Annotated in this window: 11 protein-coding genes and 1 pseudogene; 4 read left to right on the top strand and 8 right to left on the bottom strand. The window is 68.6% G+C overall.

The window, feature by feature from the left end; genetic code table 11:
* Positions 1 to 98: 98 nt before the first annotated feature.
* Both CNX65_RS36635 and CNX65_RS02935 read right to left on the bottom strand, forming a co-directional pair.
* Positions 99 to 350 (bottom strand): AMED_5909 family protein, encoded by a 252-nt coding sequence (locus CNX65_RS36635; protein WP_096491394.1) that lies wholly within the window; start codon positions 348 to 350, stop codon positions 99 to 101.
* A 255-nt stretch (positions 351 to 605) separates the two neighbouring features.
* Positions 606 to 1,016 carry a plasmid replication, integration and excision activator gene (locus CNX65_RS02935; RefSeq protein WP_232519681.1) on the bottom strand — a complete coding sequence of 137 codons (411 nt, stop codon included), beginning with the start codon at positions 1,014 to 1,016 and terminating at the stop codon, positions 606 to 608.
* A 203-nt stretch (positions 1,017 to 1,219) separates the two neighbouring features.
* Here CNX65_RS02935 and CNX65_RS02930 point away from each other — a divergent pair, with 203 nt between their 5' ends.
* The 4 genes from CNX65_RS02930 to CNX65_RS02920 all read left to right on the top strand — a co-directional run bounded on the left by CNX65_RS02930 (position 1,220) and on the right by CNX65_RS02920 (position 4,633).
* The gene (locus CNX65_RS02930) at positions 1,220 to 1,963 is read left to right on the top strand and encodes a DUF5919 domain-containing protein (RefSeq protein ID WP_096491392.1); all 744 of its coding nucleotides are present in this window, start codon (positions 1,220 to 1,222) and stop codon (positions 1,961 to 1,963) included.
* Between the two features lie 9 nt (positions 1,964 to 1,972).
* Positions 1,973 to 2,443: an NUDIX hydrolase gene (locus CNX65_RS02925; RefSeq protein ID WP_096491391.1), complete on the top strand. Its 471-nt coding sequence runs from the start codon at positions 1,973 to 1,975 to the stop codon at positions 2,441 to 2,443.
* Positions 2,444 to 2,480: 37 nt separating this feature from the next.
* Positions 2,481 to 3,536, top strand: a complete 1,056-nt coding sequence (locus CNX65_RS35135) for a hypothetical protein (RefSeq protein ID WP_157767488.1) — start codon at positions 2,481 to 2,483, stop codon at positions 3,534 to 3,536.
* A 623-nt stretch (positions 3,537 to 4,159) separates the two neighbouring features.
* On the top strand, positions 4,160 to 4,633 hold the full coding sequence (locus CNX65_RS02920; RefSeq protein WP_096491390.1) for an NUDIX hydrolase: 474 nt from the start codon (positions 4,160 to 4,162) through the stop codon (positions 4,631 to 4,633).
* Between the two features lie 179 nt (positions 4,634 to 4,812).
* Here the strand turns inward: CNX65_RS02920 and CNX65_RS02915 are convergent, their stop codons facing one another.
* From CNX65_RS02915 to CNX65_RS02900, 6 genes and pseudogenes are all read right to left on the bottom strand, one after another.
* Positions 4,813 to 5,133 carry a hypothetical protein gene (locus tag CNX65_RS02915; protein WP_157767486.1) on the bottom strand — a complete coding sequence of 107 codons (321 nt, stop codon included), beginning with the start codon at positions 5,131 to 5,133 and terminating at the stop codon, positions 4,813 to 4,815.
* Between the two features lie 239 nt (positions 5,134 to 5,372).
* On the bottom strand, positions 5,373 to 5,516 hold the full coding sequence (locus CNX65_RS35130; protein ID WP_157767484.1) for a hypothetical protein: 144 nt from the start codon (positions 5,514 to 5,516) through the stop codon (positions 5,373 to 5,375).
* A gap of 13 nt (positions 5,517 to 5,529) precedes the next feature.
* Complete coding sequence (locus CNX65_RS36630) at positions 5,530 to 6,123, bottom strand: RHS repeat-associated core domain-containing protein (protein WP_408608532.1); 594 nt, start codon at positions 6,121 to 6,123, stop codon at positions 5,530 to 5,532.
* A 2,119-nt stretch (positions 6,124 to 8,242) separates the two neighbouring features.
* A pseudogene (locus tag CNX65_RS38255) lies at positions 8,243 to 8,782 on the bottom strand (DUF6531 domain-containing protein); the annotation flags it as partial.
* A 603-nt stretch (positions 8,783 to 9,385) separates the two neighbouring features.
* On the bottom strand, positions 9,386 to 10,699 hold the full coding sequence (locus CNX65_RS02905; protein WP_232519680.1) for a serine hydrolase domain-containing protein: 1,314 nt from the start codon (positions 10,697 to 10,699) through the stop codon (positions 9,386 to 9,388).
* Between the two features lie 185 nt (positions 10,700 to 10,884).
* Positions 10,885 to 16,785 carry an SdrD B-like domain-containing protein gene (locus tag CNX65_RS02900; RefSeq protein ID WP_177154484.1) on the bottom strand — a complete coding sequence of 1,967 codons (5,901 nt, stop codon included), beginning with the start codon at positions 16,783 to 16,785 and terminating at the stop codon, positions 10,885 to 10,887.
* Between the last annotated feature and the right edge of the window lie 216 nt (positions 16,786 to 17,001).

Genomic DNA, 17,001 nt, shown 5'->3' with positions numbered 1-17,001 from the left:
CCTGCGTCTCACGTTCTCGTTGCGCCGCAACAGGTTGTGCGGCATCGCCACATGACCCACCCGGATCATGCGTTAGTGATCAAAGGGAATTTCTCCCCCTATTCGGAGTCGATAGCCTCCGCCTTCTCCTCTTCCCTGCTGGCCCAGTAAAGGGCTTCGTGGTGGTGCCCACGATCAACCTCAGCGATGCGCCGGTAAACCCGCCCAGACCTGACGTAGAACGACTTCCACGCGGCTTTGGACGCGTTCTCGCCAGGCATGAGCTTGCTCAACGCCTCGTGCGCCTGCATCAAGGTCTGCGCAGCGTTGGCAGCCGCCCACCGGTCCGGCCTCTTGGGCTGAGCGGCCATCTGTCCCCGTCCCCCAGCTGTCGAAGTCATCAGTGCGGTCTCCGCCCTGTCTCCGTGCTCGACGCGACCTCCAAGGCAGCGCGCCCCTCCTCCAGCGCCCGCAACAGGTGCGGTAAAGCGTCCTGGTCCACGACCAACACGGCGGGGAAGGCGTTGCCGAGCCGCAGCTCAACCCTCTCCGCGTAGACCATCGGCTCAACACGGATCGGCAGGTTGGCCGTCACGTGCAGCCGAACCAAGTCTTGGGCCACCAGCTCACGCAGCCTTCGCGGTCGTCTTGGCCGCAAGCGCGGACTTCATCCCGGAGGCCCGCAGGCTGTACCCGAGCTTGGCCCGGCACCGGTGCCGCTCCCCGCCGTGCGCCGACCGGCAAGCCTTGTCGTCAATCCAGGGCGTGACCGTCAGCCCGTCGAACACGACCGGCCGAACGTCCGTGCCGGGGATGGCCTCAGGCGGCACCGGCTGGTGAGGCGCAGCGATCTTGACCGTGACCGCCGCGTCCGTCTTGCGCTCCGCAGCCTGGTCGATGACGAGCACCGACCACACCAGCATCCCGGTCTCCTTGTCCGTCTCCTGCTGAACCGGAACTCCCTTGGTCCGCTCTTCGGCGGACTGGAACCGCAGCACCGGCTCCACGCCCATCACCAGCGCACCGCGAGGGAACACGAAGTCATGTGACGTGGGGAGCCTGCTCCCACCTGAGATGGCCACAACGCACCTCCTGCGATCGGCGTCGGCCGGACTGACCGTCCGGCGTCTCGACACTTACGACTTTCGGAGGAATCGTGGGACGTCAGTACCGCACAGCGGGACATCTACAGACGTCCTAGCTATCGTAAGACGTCCCTACCGTCCCCAGAGGAGCTCTCATGGCGAACGAGCGGCTACGGGATGCCTTGCTGCGCAACGGTTTGAGCTACGAGCAGGTGTCCATAGCAACCGGCGTGGACCAGAAGACCGTGGAGCGATGGATCACCAAGGGCCGCACGCCCTACCCACGCCACCGCCACACGATCGCGTCGATGGTCCGCGAGACGGAGTCCTACCTGTGGCCCGACGCCATAGCGCCGGAACGCAAGGCCGAGGTCACCGAGTCCGAGGTGGTCAAGCTCTACCCGTACCGGAACACGATCCCCCCGGACCTGTGGGACCACCTGATAGGCAACGCCACGAAGCAACTGGAGGTCCTGGTTCACTCAGGGATCTTCCTGATTGAGCGCCCCACCTTCATTCGTGACCTTGCCACAAAAGCAAAGGAAGGCGCAAAGATCAGACTGCTGTTTGGCGACCCAGTCAGCCGTGAAGTTTCCCGCCGCAGCGAAGAGGAGAACCTGGGCAAGAGCACCTTGGGCTCCCGAATCCGCAATGCCCTGGCGTTCTACCGTCCACTACAGGGTGTCGAGGGCGTGGAAATGCGCTTCCATAAGACGACGCTCTACAACTCCATCTTCCGCTTTGACGACGAGATGGTGGTGAACACTCATGTTTACGGCTTTCAGGCAGCCCACGCACCGGCCATACACCTACGCCGCCTATCAGCAGGCGATCTGTTTGAAACTTACTCCGAGAGCTTCGAACTCGTCTGGAATCTGTCCCAGAAAGCAAAATTCTAAGGACTAAAAATGAGCCGTATAGATTATTTTTACGATCCAGATGCCCCCAAGGCAAACAGTCTTCGTCCAGCGGTTAGCGCTTTTATTCAAAATTCCAGCGGTGATATTCTAATGATCCGCAGAACAGATAACGACAAATACGCCATTCCGGGTGGAACTCAAGATGCTGGCGAATCACTAACGCAAGCAGCGATTCGTGAAGTTAAAGAAGAGACGGGAGTTACAATAAAAATTGTCGACTTGATTGGAATTTATTCTAACCCAAACCATGTGATCGCCTATAGTGATGGCGAGGTGCGTCAAGAGTTTTCTATCTGCTTTCGCGCCCGCTTCATAGAAGGAGATTTGCGTACCAGTAATGAATCAAAAGAGGTACTTTGGGTGAAGCAGAAAAACGTTGACCTAATGGACATACATCCTTCAATTCGAATGCGAATTGACCACGGTTTGAATCAGACGGGAAAACCGTACTTTTCATAAAAAGATTTATTTTAATCAAAAGTAAGGTGCGCTCGAAATGAGTTACACACTAAAACATGACACCACCAGATGTCCAGTTGAAAGCAATCTTATAGACCTGACAAATCTTATACATCAATTTCTTTCATCTTTTGCTAAAGATAGAGGGCTGCCCGAAGTGGCGGTAGAAGTAGTGTGGGCTAAGGATTTTGCTAAAACAACTCAAGAAATTCTTGAACAAGCTCACCACAGCGAGCATTTCGCTGCAAACTACAACTACAGTACCGAGAGGCTAGGAGGCGAGGCAGTAGCTAAAAACATAGCCATCACAGCCGACTCTTCCCTAATCAAGATCGTACTAAACAAAAACATGCTAAGTATGGCTTTCAACGAGGCAACGATAGCCACAATATTTGTAATAGCACACGAGTTGACTCATCCCATAATAGACAGAACGCGCGCAAAACTTGGCATTCTAGATGGGGTCAACTTTCCGTCAAAAACTCCAACCGAATACGCAAGGAGTATCAGCCGATCCGCTTCGGACGAGTACTGGGCAGACCACCTTGCCAGCATAATCCTAGGAACCATTACCACTGCCACCCCTTCCGAAGGTGGTGAAAAATTCAAACTAAACCACGGCCACGTCTACGGCGGCACAGAAGACTACCGACAACAGATATCACGGGTTCTAGACTCTCACATATACCCCGGTTGGCCTAGAAGAACTCTTGAGTACAGGGTGGGGAATATCGACCTAGACACTCTCTGGGAAAAGACTCTAACTGAAACTGACCAAGTTATCACTTTGCTTGCACACTCACAGGCATGCGAGGATAACTCAGGCAAAAACAATTCGGTGTTCACTGAACAAATAACAAAACACAAAGCGTTTAGACTTTACCTAGGCCCCGCTTGGCAAAAGATATCAGATTCACTGAGGTCTATGCCGATAGCTCTAGGGATAGACGGTTTCGCCGAATCTGACCTGGCTATAACCAACGCGGGAGAAATTGCCCTAAAGGAAATGTGGAAAAATCTCGGAATAAGCTTCAGAGACGAAAAACCCGAAGAAGGATCTTACTACATTGACGTATGCGACCCAGTTCTATAGACAAGAATCTTAAAACTACTTTCCACTGCCGAATTGCGCTCTACAGGATCAAGGCGCGCCGCCTGCGGCAGCGCGCGGGCTGGCCGGATCTCACCTTGGCACCGGCACCCTGCATCCGGGCACGCTGGGCTCCCGCTTCGCTCCGCCCAGCGGCCGGGCGCAGGGACCGGTGCCAGGTGGTCCGGTCGCGGCACGCTGGGGGCGTCGCGCTGGATCTTGGGGAGCTTCAGCGGCATCCTGTTGGGACGATCGCGCGGTCACGCGGCTGCCCGAGCTGGGCACGGCGATCGGCTGCCGCGACGGCTGCGCCGCCTTGCCGGCGAGGGGCAACAGGGCGCGCTAGGGAGCTGGTTCGCGAAACGCGAAGCCATTGCGAAATGGCCAGAGGTAGCGGCCCAAGCAGATGGAGCGTCCGTGCAGGTCACGCGGTAGGGGACACCGTGTGTGCGTCGCGCCTTCCTAAACCGTGTGTCGCAGGTTCGAATCCTGCCGGGGGCACTCACCTTTCGCCGGGTGAATCAAGCTCTGACCAGCGCTTGCGCGGTCGGGGCTTGATCTATTTCCGGGGGCTTGGACTGCCGCTGTCGGCCACAGGACGTCCTCTGGGTGGTAGGCAGTGAGGTGTGGCGCGCACCGATCACTACAACGACCCGGACGCTCCCGAGGCGACCAGCATCGTCGTCGCGGTGACGGCCTTCGTCCAGGACGAGCAGGGCCAGCTGCTGATGATCCGGCGCACGGACAACGGGCTGTACTCCATCCCCGGCGGCGCCCAGGACGTCGGTGAAACCATCGGTCGCACCGTGGTGCGCGAGGTCGAGGAAGAGACCGGCCTCGACGTCGAGCCCACCGGCGTCATCGGCGTCTACTCTGACCCCGCCCACGTCATCGCCTACACCGACGGCGAAGTCCGCCAGGAGTTCTCCATCTGCTTCCGCGCCCGACTGCTGGGCGGCGAGCTGCGCACCAGCGACGAGTCCAGCGAAGTCCACTGGGTCACGCGCGACGACTTGGCCGCCCTCACCATCCACCCGTCCATCCGACTCCGCATCGAACACGGTTTCAGCGCGCGGACCGGGCCCTACTTCGCCACCTGAGCAGAGCTCACGTTCATCAGCCGCCCCGGCACGTGCGGCAGCGGCACACTTCGACAACATCTCGGTGATGCGGTCCTCGACGTCGGCCAGCGCCCGGACGTGCCGCATCCGCTCGGGGTGCGACAGCGCGGGGTCCGTCAGGAGGGCGTGCAGTTCTTCGCGCGGTGTCATGACCGGGGTCAGCCGTAGAAGTCCAGCAAGCCCTTGACCGCGTGGTGGAGAGCCGCTCTGTGGGGGTGGGCGCCCTCGGACAGCGGGATCGTGTCGCGCAGTGCTGCCAACCGGGACAGGACGCTCGGGTCGCCGTCCTCCAGAGCCTCGACCGACTCGGGTGTGGTGAGGCTGAAGTAGGCCGTGAACCCGACTCGGAAGTCCTCGTCCGGCACGTCGGGGGTCGCGGGCTCCCAGGCCGTGACCACGTGGCGGTCCGGGTGGTCGAGCAGCCAGCCGTGCAGACCGCCGTCACCGACGAGCAGCGCGAAGCCCGGCGCCACGTCCACGCGGCGGGGTTCGCCCGCGCGGGGGGTGTAGGCGCACACCAGGACCGACGCGTCCGGCGCCAGCCAGTACCCGGACGCGGGGGAACGCGGTGCGGGAGCGGGGCAGCGGAGGGACGCCCCGTGCTCGGGGAGGGTGTGCCAGGCCGGGGGGCCGGGGGGGTGTCGGGGATGTGGGTGAAAGCGCTGACCAGCGCACCCGTGCCCCGGTCGAAGCGGTACTCGTCGTCCTCCGTGTCCGGTCAGTTCCCGGTGCCCGCCGTGTCGAGCACGTGGCGCTCGTGCTCCGCGGCGCTGCCGTACGGGCCGACCAGCACCGAGCGGTTGCCCAGCGCCAGCCTCGGCACGTGTGGCAGACCGCCGCCGTCCACGACTTCGACGCCCACCTGGCACCTCCTGCTAGCGCGGCAGCACCTGGACCGCCGGGGGCAGCGTGCCGCCACCCGGCACGGGCACCCGGCCCTCCACGATCATGTCATGCGTGACGGGCAGCCCAGGGTCCGACGGCGCGCCGCCGAAGACGGCCGCGCCGCTGTCCCCCCTCGGGCCGGACGGGCCGTAGCTGGTCACCAGCTGGCCTGCCTTGCTGCCCGGTCCCTCGGTGATCAGGACGTCGTCGCCCTGGCGGAAGATCAGCCGTCCGCCGGTGCCGGTGGAGTGGTAGACGCCGTCCGGGTTGGTGAGGATCTCCAGCGCCCGGTCGCAGCCGCTGAGCCCCAGCGGGTCGGTCAGCCGCAGCGGGTTCACGACGCAGGCGTGCGGGTTCGGGCCCGCGAGCGGGCCCAGCGGGTCCGGGGAGCTGTAGCGCGCGGTCTCCGGGTCGTAGTAGCGGTGGACGTTGTAGAACAGCCCCGTTTCCCGGTCGTGGTACTGGCCCGCGAACCGCAGCGGGCAGTCCGGGCCGCCCGCGAACTCCGCCAGGGCGGCGCCCCACAGGGTCCGCTGCGACCGCCACACCAGCGCGCCGCCGTCGTCGACCAGCTCGGTGGGCATCCCCACCACGTCCGACACCACCGCGTGGAACCGGGCGTCGACCCACTCCTGCGGCGCGGCCAGCACCCGCTCGACCTGGGTGAGGGGGCGGTGCGAACCGGGCTCGTAGTCCCAGGTCAGCGCGGTCCCGCCGGTGATCTGCTCGACCAGGACCAGGCCGTCCCAGACGAAGTCGACCCGGTCGACGACCGCACCACCCGCGTCGAGCCGTTCCTTCGCGACCCGCCTGCCGAGCCCGTCGTAGCGGTACGCCCACCGGGCGCCGTCCGGGGTCACCGCGGACACCAGGTGGTCCTCGGCGTCCCAGCCGTACCGCCACGCCCGCTCCCGCCCGGACAGCGCGCGGCGCGCGGGTGACCACCCGGCCCTGCGCGTCGTGCTCGAAGTGGACGTCACCCGCTCGCCGGATCAGCGTGCCCGCGTACGACCGCGCGCCCGAGGCGTCGCCCGGCCAGGTCGCCAGGGCCAGCTCGCCCGCCCGGTCGTACGCGTAGCTCTCGCTCCAGCCGCTGCCGCGCACCGAGGTCACCCGCCCCGCCTGGTCCAGCTCGTACCGGCGCGGCCCGGCCAGGAGGTCGTCGACCGCGAGCAGGTTGCCGTCGACGCGGTACCGGTAGTCCCTGCGCTGCACGTGCGCGCCGCGCGCGGTGAGGCTCTGGGCGAGCAACCGGTGGCCGGCGTCCCAGACCTGGCTGAGGCGGGTCGAGTCGCCGATCACGCGCTGGACCTCCCGCCCGGCGGCGTCGTACCCGAACGCGGTCCGCCTGCCGCCCGCCAGCAGTGCCGTGGGCCTGCCCGTCCCGTCGTGCTCCCACTCGCTGACCGCACCGGTCGGGGTCACCCTGCGGACGCGGTTGCCCGAGGCGTCGTGCTCCGAGCGCAGGGTGCGCCCGTTGACGGTCTCGGCGACGATCCGGCCGAGCGGGTCGCGCTCGATCACCACGTCCGCGTCGCCGTTGACCGCCCTGACCAGCCGCCCCGCCGGGTCGTGCTCGTAGGTGGTGTCGCCGCGGGGCGTGCGCTTGGCGCGCAGCCTGCCCAGCTCGTCGCGCTCGTAGGCGATCCGCTCCCCCGCCCCGTTGACCTTGGTGGTCAGCTGCCCGGCGGCGTCGTGGGCGTAGGTCGTGGACCGGCCGTCGAAGTCCGTCTCCACCAGCAGCGCCCCGGTGGGGCCGTAGCGGTAGGTCCACGCCCGCCCCTGGGCGTTGACGACGGAGGTCAGGCGCAGGTTGGGGTCGTAGCCGAACTCCAGCCGCGCGCCGTCCGGACCGACGTGCCAGGCGGGCTGGTCGAAACCGGTGTAGCCGGTGCGGGAGACCCCGCCCGCCGCGTCGACGTGCTCGACCGGGTTGCCCTCGCCGTCGTACCGCCACCGCTCCACCGAGCCGTCGGGGAGGGTGCGGGAGGTGAGCCTGCCCTCGATCGTCCACCCGAGGGTGGTGGTCGAGCCGAGCGGGTCGGTCACCTTGCGGACGCGGCCGAACCGGTCGCGCCGGTAGCGGGTGCGACCGCCCTCGGCGTCGGTGATCGCGACGGGCAGGCCCGCGCGGTCGTAGGCGATCCGGCGGACCTCGCCGAGCGGGCCGGTGATCGCCACGGCGTTGCCGCGCTCGTCCCGGTCGAACCGGGTGCGCGCGCCCGAGGGGTCGGTGACCGCGAGGAGGTTGCCCCTGGTGTCGTACTCGCGCCGCCACACCGCGCCGTCCACGTCGGTCATCACGAGCGGCCTCCGGCCCGCGTCGCAGGTCGCGGTCGACTCCCGGCCGTCGGGCCGCGCGAGCGCGGTCACCAGGCCGCCGGTCGAGCGCACCGACGCGTGGTAGCCGCCGGAGTGGCGCACGTCGGTCGGGACGCCGTCGACGTCGTGGTCGACGGTGACGTGGTTGCCGTTCAGGTCGGTGATGGAGTCGAGGGGGAACAGCCCGCCCGCGCCCGCGGTGAAGCGGCGGGTGAGCCCCCCTTCCACGTCGACCACCGCGTACGCCCCGTCCTCGGTGCGGGACAGCGGCCAGCGCGGTCCCTCCACCGGGAGGACGGGTGTCCCCTCGGGGTGCGGGTAGAGCAGCACCATGCCGTCCTCGGTGACGAAGCAGACGCCCTCGTCGTCCACTTCGAGCCGCTGGTCCAGCGTGGAGGCCCACGACGTGCCGAAACGGGCGCCCGCGCGGTGGCCGGACAGGTGGGTGCGCGTGAGCAGCAGCGGGAGCGCGCCGCCGAGGGCGACGTCGGTCTGCGGCAGGAGGACCTGGCCGGAGACGACGTCGACCGGGTCACCGCACGTGGGTCGCCCGCTCTCCGGGCGCGCGCAGGCCTTGGGGTCGTCGCCGACCTGGTCGCGCGCGCTCGGGCGCGCCGGGTCCGCTTTCGCCGGGCTCGGCGCGGCGCCGCTCGTCGTGGTGGCGCCACCGGGGGAGGTCCCTCCGGGAGAAGCGCTGCTCGGGGTGGTTTCGGGGGTGGTCGCCCCGCTCGGCGTGGTCGTGCCGGACGGGCTGGTCGTCGTGCTGGACGGTGCGGTCGTCCCGGACGGGCTGGTGGCGCCGGAGGGGCTCGTCGTGCCCGACGGCGCGTCCGGGAGCGAGGGCCGGGCACCCGCCAGGTCCGGGGTGTTGGGGCCGGACGGGGTGTCGGCGCGGCGGCCGAGCCCGCCCAGCTTCTGCATGATCTCGCCGAGGGTGGCCACCGCCTCCAGCGCCACGCGATCAACCGGCCCACCAGCTCGTCGACCAGGTCCCGCACCAGCTCGCGCACGGCGGCGGCCACTTCGCCCATGACCACCACGCCGATGCCGATGCCCTCGGCGAGCACCCCCGCCCCGGCGATCGCGTCGACCACCTCGGCGTTCACGTTCCGGTAGGCCTGCGCGGCGGACCCCTCCCAACCGGGCGCGTCCTGCCGACCCAACTCCTCCGCCACCGCCTTGACCTCGGCCGCGACGTTGCCCCACGTCTGGCTGAACGACCGGCTCCATCAGCCACCCCACGCCGTACGAGGCCACCGTGCCGACCGGGTCGACCACCACCGACAGCACTTCCAGCCCGACCCCGACACCCCCGAGCCCGGCCTCGACCCAGTCCCGGTCCGCGATCCCGTTCGCCAGGTCCACCGACGACTCCGCGATCCCGATCCCGGTCACCGCCGTCGTGCCGCTCTGCGGCGCCGCCACCAGCGGGTTGTCCACCGCGGTGTCCCCCGTTCTGCGACGCGGTCCGAACTCGCGAAGCCAGCGAGAACGGGTGGGGCGTCCAGGGGCTTCCGCAGGCTTTCACCCGCCGGAGTGATGAGGGGGTGACGGGGCGGTGGCCCTCGGGCGCAGCAGGCGGAGTGCGAGCAGGGTCGTCGACGACAGCGCCGTGACCAGCAGGAGCAGCAGGAAGGTCGGGTAGAGGGTGGCGGCCTGGAGCCAGGACACGGGCCTTCCCCGGTACAGGTGCGAGGTCACGTGGTGCGCGCCCAGGAGCAGCGGCCACGGGGTCAGGAGCAGCGGCCAGGTCCAGCGGCGGCGGGACGGGCGGCGGGCGCGGTGGGCGGCCAGGGCCACCGGGAGCGGGGTCGCGGCCAGGAGGACCGCGTCCACCGCGAACTGGGGGTCGGCGGGGATCTCCGGGGTTCCGCCGTCCAGGAGTTCCACCAGGGCCTGGCCCAGGGCTTGCGCGTCGGCGTGGCGGGTCGCGGTGTTGGCGGCGACCGCGACGCCGTGGCCGGTGGCCGGGAGGAGGGCCTGGTAGGCGGTCGCGGTGGCCAGGTCGCCGTCGTGGGTCAGCAGCGGGGCGCCGGACGGGGTGCGGCGGGCGAACCAGCCCATCGCGTGGAACGGGGGCGTCGTGGCCGGGGTGGTCGTGGTGGTGAACGCGGGGCCGCCGCGGTGGTGGGCGATCAGCCACGCGGCCAGGTCGCGCGCCGAGCTGAGGACGCCGCCCGAGCCGCCACCGAAGGACATCGGCTCCGGGAACGGCACCGGTGGGCCGATCGGGAGGCGCAGGTGGCCCCGGTGGCCGGGCAGGTCCAGCGGGGTGTTCGCGGCGCGGCTGTCGGACATGCCCAGCGGCTCGAACAGGGCCGTGCGCAGGTGGTCCGCGAAGGGCTCGCCGGTCACGTGCTCCACGAGTCGGGCGGCCAGCTGGTGGTTCGGGTTGTGGTACGACCACTCGGTTCCCGGCGCCGAGGCCAGGGTCGACGCGCGCATCGCGGCCACGGCGTCGCGCGGGGTTCGGGTGGCCGGATCGGTCGGGTTGGTCCGGTCGGTCAGGCCGGAGGTGTGCTGGAGCAGGTGGCGCGGGGTGATGCCCGCCGAGCGGGGGTCCGCGGTGGTGAACTCCGGGAGCTGGTCGCGCACGGGGGCGCCGAGGTCGATCCGGCCCCGCTCGGCCAGCTGCACAACGACCAGCGCGGTCATGGACTTGCTCAGGGACGCCACCGGCATGGGGGTGGTGGCGGTGACCGGGGTCCCGTCGCCCAGGTGGCCCCTGCCCTCGGCGTGGAGGGTTCGCCCGTCGTGCGTCACGGCGACCGCCAGGCCGGGGACCTCCCGGTGGGACAGGAAGTCCTGGATCGTGGACCCGACGGTCGGAACGTCCACTGTGGACGGAGTGGGTGAGAGTGCGAGGGTCGCGGACAGGAGCAGGTGGGGCAGCACGGCACCGAATGTTGCTGGAGTTCGGCCGCTCGGGGATCGGACCTCGGGCCGATTCCCGCCGCGCGAACGGGAGCGGCCCCCGGACCGGTGTGGTCCGGGGACCGCCCCTGGGTTCAGCTAGTCAGCGCTCACATGCCCTGCTTGCGCCTGCGCTTGCCGAGGAACAGGGTTCCCAGGCCGGCGAGGAGCAGCGCCAGGCCGCCGATCAGCACCGGTCGGATCTCCGAACCGGTCCACGCGAGCGGCATGTTGCCCATGCCGTTCGGCGGCATCGGGGGCATCGGCTGCTGCGTCGTGCCACCACCCGTGTTGGGGCCGCCCGTGGACGGGGTCTCCGTCGACAGGGCCGGGGTGGTCGCGCCGTCGTTGGCCGGGTTGTCGTCGCCCGTGCCGTCCGCCAGCGTCACCAGCGCGGTGGCGTTCGTGGTGGTGAACGCGCTGTTCGCGGTGGTGGTGATGGTGATCGGCAGCGACGAGCCGCCCGGCTGGATGACGTCCGGCGTGGTGCAGACGACCTGCTGGCCGTTCACCGCGCAGGTCCAGCCCTCGTCGGCCCGCGCGGCCCTGGCCATCGCCATGCCCTGCGCCTGCGGCGCTCCGCCGTCGACGCTGTTGATGGTCAGGCCCTGCGGGATGGTGATCGTCGCGATCGCGCCGTTGACCGGCACGGTCCCGGTGTTGACCACCTTGCTGGTGATCACGACCTGCGAGCCCACCTGCGGCGACGGGTTGTCCGCCGTGAGGGTGACGCCCAGGTCCGTGATCCGGTCGACGACACCGGCGTCGATGTTCATGTTCTGCATGACCTTGCCCTCGGCCACCATGAACACGATCGGCCCGCTGAGGCCGTTCGAGCGGTCGACCGCGGAGCTCTTGTCGGGAGCGCCCGCGTTCTGGGCGGTGAACGTGCGGCCGGTCGGCACGGTGAACTGGACGCGGTAGGCGCCCTCGTCGAGGTCGCCGAACACGTACTTGCCGCTGGCGTTCGTGGTGGTGCTGCTCTTCACCTCGCCCTGCGCGTCGAGCAGGTTGACCTTGACCCCGGAGATGCCGGGCTCACCGGCGTCCTGGAGGCCGTTGCGGTTCAAGTCGTCCCAGACGAAGTCGCCGATCGCGGCCTTCTGCACGCCGAAGTCGACGTTGGTGCCGCTGGTCGTGGTCGTGGTGACCTTGACCGTGGTCGGCGTGGTCGCCCCGTAGCCCATCGGCAGGGTGAGCATCAGCGAGTAGTCGCCCGCGGGGACGTCCTTGAACTCGTAGGTGCCCTCGGCCGTGGTGGTGGCGCTGGCGAGCGGGGTGGTGCTGTCACCCTCCATCAGGTCGACCTTGGCGCCGGCGATGCGGCCCATCTCGGTGTTGTCGATCGTGCCGTCGCCGTTCGCGTCGACCCAGACCGTGCCGGTGATGACGCCCGCGCGTTCGCCGAACAGGTAACCGGTGGCGTCGACGCCGCCCGCCAGGACGATGCCCATGATCGCGTCGGGCGCGGTGACCGTGCCGCCCGCCGTGCCCGCGCTGTCCTTGCCGTCCGCGTACGCGGCGGGCTGGGTCTCCATCAGGTCGTACGTGCCGCCGACCAGGCCGGTGAAGGAGAACACGCCGGACGCGTCGGTGGTGGCGGTGAGCTCGACCGCGCAGGTCGGCGCGGCCTCGTCCACCGAGACGGCCGGGTCGACCCGGCCACCGCCGGTGTCCGGGGTGCCACCCGCGTCCACGCCGGTGTCGGGCGTGCCGCCCGCGCCGGTGCCGGGGTCGGTGGTGCCGGGATCAGTGGTGCCAGGATCGGTGGTGCCGGGGTCCGTGGTGCCGGGGTCGGTACCGGGATCCGTGGTGCCGGGGTCCGTCGTGCCGGGGTCGGTACCGGGGTCCGTCGTGCCGGGATCCGTGCCCGTGTCCGGCGTCGGGGTGCCCGTGCCGTTGTCGGTCTCGGTGTCGGTGCCGTCGGGCTCGCCGACCGCGCACCACTCCGAGTTGCCCTTCAGCGTCAGGGTCACGCCCTGGATGCCCGGCTCGCCGTCGTCGCGCACGCCGTCGTTGTCGCGGTCGTCGAAGACCACGCCGGAGAGCGAACCGCGCTTCTCGCTGAAGCGGTACCCGGTGGCCTTCGCCTCCGAGGTGATCACCACGCCGGTGATCTCGTCGGTGGTGACCGCCGTGCCACCCGCGCTGCCGGGGGTGGCCGAGCCCTGGCCGTAGCCGTCCGGCTGCGTCTCGGTCACGTTGTACGTGCCGGGGCGCAGCGAGTTGAACGCGTACTTGCCGCCCGCCGTGGTGACCGCGGACTTGTTGACGGTCGTCGACATGTCGTCGGTGCCGGTCAGCACCACGGTCACGCCCGCGATGCCCTCGCCCTTCTCGTTGACCACGTCACCGGCCAGCGAGGCGGGCGTCAGCTCGCCGAACAGGTAGCCGGTCGCCGCGGCGCCCGCGGAGAAGGTGATGCCGGTGATCTTGTCAGGCGCGGTGAGCGTGCCGCCCTGGCTGCCGACCTTGTTCTTGCCGGTGACGTACCCGGCAGGCTGCTTCTCGCTGAGCGTGTAGCCCGTGCCGCCGACGATGAACTCGATCTTGTACAGACCGGCGACGTCGGTGGTCGCCGTCAGGTTGACGGCCTTGCCCTGCGCGTCGGTGCCGGTCAGGGTCAGCTCGGCGCCCTGGATGCCCTTCTCGCCGGTGTCCTTGAGGCCGTTGTTGTTGGTGTCCTCGTAGACGTAGCCCGCGAGCGAGCCGCGCTTCTCGGTGAACTGGTAGCCGGTGAGGATGTCGCCGGACCCGACCGGGATCAGGCCGATGGTGTCGGCGACGGAGGTGTCACCGCCGCCGGTGCCCGCCGTGTCCGGGCCGTCGGCGTAGCCCGCGGGCTGCTCCTCGACCAGCTTGTACGTGCCGGGGACGATGTTCTCGAAGAAGAACTGGCCGAACTCGTCGGTCATCGTCATCTGACCGGTCGGCTGGCGCTCGTCGTTCTCCAGCATGATCTTCACGTTGGCGATCGGGTTGCCCTTGTCGTTCAGGACCTCGCCGTAGATCGAGCCGAACTTGTACTCGCCGAACAGGTAGCCGGTCGCGTCCGCGCCCGCCGGGAACGGGATGTCGCTGATCGTGTCCGGCGGCGTGTAGTCGCCGCCCACCGTGCCCGCCCTGTCCACGCCGTTCTCGTAGCCCTCGGGCTGGGTCTCGGTCAGCGAGTAGGTGCCGCCGACGATGCCCGTGAAGGTGTAGAGGCCCTGCGAGTTGGTGGTCATCGTGGTGTTGACCGGGCGGGACATCGCGTCCGTGCCGGTCAACTTCACGCTGACGTCCGCGATGCCCGGCTCGGCCGCGTCCTTGTTGCCGTTGCCGTTCTTGTCCTCGTAGACGTAGCCGGTCAGCGAGCCGCGCTTCTCCTTGAAGACGTAGCCGGTGCCCGCGTCGCCGGACCTCAGCACGATGTTGCTGAAGGTGTTCTCCGACGAGTGCGTGCCGCCGGTGGTGCCCACCGTGTCGGTGCCCTGGGCGTAGCCGAGCGGCTGCTCCTCGGTGAGGGTGTAGGTGCCCGGCGCGAGGGTGAAGCTGAACGCGCCGCCCGCGTCGGTGGTCGTCTCCAGCGGACCGGCGCCGCCGGTCACCGTGAGCTTGACGCCCGCGATGCCCATGTCCATGTCGTCGACGACCTTGCCCGCGATCGACGTGCCCTTGTACTCGCCGAACAGGTAGTCGATGGCGACCACGCGCGGGTCGAGCGAGATGTTGACGATCGAGTCCGGCGCGTCGCGCGTGCCGCCCGCCGAGCCGGGGGTGTCCTTGCCGTCGGTCCAGCCCTCGGGCTGGGTCTCGGACAGGTTGTAGTTGCCCTGGCGCAGGGCGTTGAAGGTGTACGCGCCGTCGACGTCGGTGGCGGTGTTCCAGTTCGCCGGGTTGCCGCCGTCGTCGATGCCGCTCAGGGCGATCGCGACGCCCTGGATGCCCTTCTCGCCGGTGTCCTTGACGCCGTTGTTGTTGCTGTCCTCGTAGACGAAGCCGGACAGGCTCGACGTGGGGATCACGGCGAACAGGTTGCCCGTGGAGGACTGGCCGCCGGGGAGCGCGACGGTGAACGTCTCGGTGTTGAGGGGCGCGGTGGCGTTGGCTCCCGCCGTGCGCTTGCCGGGGTCGTAGTCCGGCGTCGGGTCCTTGGTGACGGTGTAGTTGCCCGCCTTCAGGTTCGCGAAGGACCAGGTGCCGTCGGGGGCGGTGGACGTGTTCAGGTTGACCGGGGCGCCGCTGTTGGTCTCGGTGCCGGTCAGCGTGATCCCGACGTTGACGAGGTTGGTGTCGCCGCCGAGGGCGTCGAAGGCGCCGTTGTCGTCGCGGTCGGCGAAGACCCGGCCGGAGATGGAGCCCTCGGAGACGGCGTTGGCGTTGGCGCTCTGGTTGACCGGGTTGCCGCGCACGTCGGTCGCGGTGACGTTCGCGGTGTTCTGGTCACCGGCGATCGGCGCGGTGGCCGAGCAGGTGGAGACCAGCTGCGCGCCCGGCGCGAGGGTCGCCTGGTTCTTGGCGCAGGCGGTGACCTTCGGGTCGGTGATCGCGACGTTGGTCAGCGTCGTGCTGCCGGTGTTCGTGGCGGTGACGGTGAAGTTGATCGTCTCGCCCGCGGTGTAGACCGCCTTGTCGGCGGTCTTGGTCAGCGACAGGCCGATGGTGCCCACGGTCGCCGTGATCGTCTTGGAGTCGGAGACCTGCTCAAGGAAGGCGTTGGTGCCCGTCGCCTGGATGGTGTTGTTGAAGTTCGCGTTCCCCGCCGTGACGGTGCACGAGTACGAGAGCGTGGGGCTGCCGCTGTTCAACGTCGTGGTGCTGGGCCTGTTGCAGTCCCCGAACGCCTGGTCGCTGTTGCTGACCCCGACGTTCGTGAGGGTCTGGCCGTCCGAGGTGCCGACCACGACGTCGTAGATGACCGTGTCGCCCTGGTAGTACGGCGGGTTGGTCCTCGGCGTCGCGGTGATGTAGATGCCGGGGGTCGGCACGGACATGGCGAGGCTGGAGAGCACGAACGTGTCGCTGCCGCTGCCCACGACCACGGCGCCGCTCCGGTCGCCCACCGCGACGTTGGTCGGCACCGCGACCTTGGCGTCGACGCTGAAGTTGTTCACGACCGACGGCGTGACCTGGTTGGTCGCCGTGGACGCGAAGAAGTTCGTCGAGTTGTTGAGCCTGGGCTCCGTGAGCGCGGTGCCCTTGTAGGACAGCGCGTCGGAGGTCAGGTTCTGGTGGCCGCCGAAGGACGTGACGCCGAGGCGGCTGCCGGTCGTCTTGCTGGCCCCGTCGAGGGTCTCCAGCGAGGTCGTGTAGTTGCCCTCGGAGGCGTGCTGCTTGACGTAGCCGTTCTTGATCTGGATGGAGCGCTTGATCGCGCCGCCGGTCGGGCTGGGGAGGACGTAGACGGCGGTCAGCGACCAGCCCGCGAGGCAGCCGTAGCCCTGGGGGGTCCAGATGTTGCCGACGGTCAGGTTGACGTCGGAGCCGGTCACCGCCGGGGCGAGCAGGCTCTTGACGTCGGTCGACGCCACGTACTGCTGGGACTCGTTCTGCACCATCGTCGCGGCGTCGTCGGCGGTGTAGAGGTCGGGGCCGATGGACAGCGGGGTCCCCGCGCCGATGGCCATCGAGACCTGGGCGGTGGCGGGGGTGCCGGTCGGGAAGGTGCTCGCCGCGCTGGTGTAGCCGGGCGCGCAGCCCCGGTTGCCGGTGGCGTCCGTGGCGTTGCGGAAGACGCCGGTGTGGCCGCCCCAGTGCAGCCGGGCGTAGTCGATGGTCGCGCCCGCCGGAATGTTGACCTTGGCGATCGAGGAGTTGTACGTGGCGACGTTGCCCGAGCCGTCCGCGTCCACGTACTTCATGTAGTGGGACTCGCGGCCGTTGTTGCCGGTCGCGGCCGTGCCCGCCTGGGCGGGCGCGCAGTCGGTGTAGCTCAGGCTGTTGAGCGAGACCGGGTCGGCCCCCGTCGGGCAGCCCATGTTGCCGTTGCCCGCCTGGACGAAGTCGCCGTAGACGGACTTTTCATACACGGGGGTGAAGTTGGTGACGACGGTCGCTTCGGCGACCCCCGTCGCGACCAGCGTGCCTCCCAGCGCTAGGCCAGTGGAAATCATGGCCGCGGTGAGGCGGCGCGCCATCCCTATCTCGGGCATCGGCACAACTCCGTGATCGAGGACCGGAATCCGGCGGATGTGAACTGAGGGTGAACCCCGCAGCACTGTCCGTCGCGCCGGGGACCGGTGCAC

It is taken from the genome of Actinosynnema pretiosum, assembly GCF_002354875.1.
In the GTDB taxonomy this organism is placed as follows: domain Bacteria; phylum Actinomycetota; class Actinomycetes; order Mycobacteriales; family Pseudonocardiaceae; genus Actinosynnema; species Actinosynnema auranticum.
Note: the sequence above shows the minus strand (reverse complement) of the source record. Positions and strands in the feature narration are given on the sequence as shown.